1 protein-coding gene is annotated in these 302 nt (G+C 40.1%); it reads left to right on the top strand.

Annotated elements, in window-relative coordinates:
* Nucleotides 1-19: 19 nt before the first annotated feature.
* On the top strand, nucleotides 20-302 hold a 283-nt coding region (locus tag PZE06_RS28005), incomplete at its 3' end, for a DegT/DnrJ/EryC1/StrS family aminotransferase (RefSeq protein WP_275792404.1).

The following is a 302-nucleotide window of genomic DNA, read 5'->3' as shown; positions in this document are numbered from 1 at the left end:
GAATAAAGGAGGTAGTTAGATGATTCCAATGGTAGATTTAAAGGCAGAAATGAACATTTTGCGTGAACCAATCTTAAAATCTATTAATGAAGTGCTTGAAAGTGGCCCTTATATTTTAGGAGAAAAGGGTAAGGAGTTAGAGAAGCAAATTGCTTCCTACGTAAATTGTTCCTATGCATTAGGGGTTGGCAATGGTACTGACGCCCTTTACTTGGCGTTGAAGGCACTCAATATTGGAGTTGGCGATGAAGTAATCACGACCCCTTTCACCTTTTTTGCAACGGCAGAAACAGTAGCTCAAG

Origin of the sequence: Robertmurraya sp. DFI.2.37 (assembly GCF_029211245.1) — a bacterium.
GTDB classification, from domain to species: Bacteria; Bacillota; Bacilli; order Bacillales; family Cytobacillaceae; genus Robertmurraya; species Robertmurraya methanolica_A.
The sequence above is the reverse complement of the archived record's forward strand: the minus strand, read 5'-3'. Positions and strand labels throughout refer to the sequence as shown.